The following is a 1,106-nucleotide window of genomic DNA, read 5'->3' as shown; positions in this document are numbered from 1 at the left end:
CATGGAATTTTAAATCTAGGAAAACTTCGAAATTTTCTTCTTGAAGTTTTTTTACAACAGATGGGCCTTCATGAGTAAAAAGCTCTTTACCTACTTTTACGCGACATAAAGTAGGATCAAGTTGTTCAACAATTTTTAAAGCGTCATATTGGCTTTTAGCGTCCAACGCAACAATGATACTCAAGAGACTTTCTTCCATCACATAAAATCAGCGCTATTATAATAGACAAGTCAGCCAGTAATAAAGAAATCTATTGAACCAAGTTATTAAATGAGGAAATAGTGATTTTAAACTAGAAGGATAATGAGGAATATAGAAGGGAAAATACTACTCTTTATGACTAGATAAAGAGTAGTACCAAAATTATAAAGGAGTAGAATTTTTATCTTGCGGATAAATATCTACAACAGTTTTTTCGTGTCTTACATTTGCAGCTGCTTCTGCTGCAGCCAATTGAGCACTTTGAATTTGTTCTTTTCTCAAATGATCAATATCTTTGCGAAGACGTTTGATTTCCCAGCTTTTTTGGAAAACTCGGAAAACTTGTACACCTAATAAAAGCCCAACTACAATTCCAAGCGCTAAGGTAAGCAACAATAATAAACCTAAACGCATTGCAGGAACTTGAGTAAATAATAAATCAACAGGAAGTTCTGTTGGGTTCTGCAAAACAAGTGCTAAAGAATAGCCAAATACAATAATGAGTAATGCAATTAGAATATAACGCATAGGCACCCCACTTATGAGTTTTATTTATTTTCCAGATTCATTCACTGCATCACGGAGTGCTTTACCTGGTTTAAAATGTGGAACAGCCTTCGCTGCAACATCTACTGACTTACCTGTTTTAGGGTTACGACCAACTCTAGGTTCACGGTGGTGTAATGCAAAGCTACCAAAACCACGGATTTCAATACGATTGTCAGACGAAAGAGCTTCGATCATTTGGTCAATCATAATCTTAACCGCTTCTTCCACTAATGGTTCAGCCAAGTGTGGATTTTTTAGCGCAATGCGTTCAATCAAATCAGACTTATTAAGAGCTTCAGTAGTCATCTACGACCTCGTTATTTATTACTACTCTAAGTCGTTTGATAATAACCTG

Annotated in this window: 3 protein-coding genes; all 3 read right to left on the bottom strand. The window is 35.5% G+C overall.

What is annotated here, in order from left to right; all coding sequences use genetic code 11:
- Positions 1-199: orotidine 5'-phosphate decarboxylase / HUMPS family protein (locus VXQ92_RS20365; RefSeq protein ID WP_416683004.1), on the bottom strand; the 199-nt coding region annotated here is incomplete at its 3' end.
- Positions 200-364: 165 nt separating this feature from the next.
- The gene (locus VXQ92_RS20360) at positions 365-730 is read right to left on the bottom strand and encodes a lipopolysaccharide assembly protein LapA domain-containing protein (RefSeq protein WP_001269278.1); all 366 of its coding nucleotides are present in this window, start codon (positions 728-730) and stop codon (positions 365-367) included.
- A gap of 24 nt (positions 731-754) precedes the next feature.
- Complete coding sequence (locus VXQ92_RS20355; RefSeq protein WP_000205997.1) at positions 755-1,057, bottom strand: integration host factor subunit beta; 303 nt, start codon at positions 1,055-1,057, stop codon at positions 755-757.
- Between the last annotated feature and the right edge of the window lie 49 nt (positions 1,058-1,106).

This window comes from Acinetobacter sp. 228 (genome assembly GCF_048147885.1).
The sequence above is the reverse complement of the archived record's forward strand: the minus strand, read 5'-3'. Positions and strand labels throughout refer to the sequence as shown.

What these genes read in the sequence shown, in the direction of transcription:
- VXQ92_RS20360 (WP_001269278.1), bottom strand. Translation starts at nt 730, where the DNA reads ATGCGTTATATTCTAATTGCATTACTCATTATTGTATTTGGCTATTCT.
- VXQ92_RS20355 (WP_000205997.1), bottom strand. Translation starts at nt 1,057, where the DNA reads ATGACTACTGAAGCTCTTAATAAGTCTGATTTGATTGAACGCATTGCG.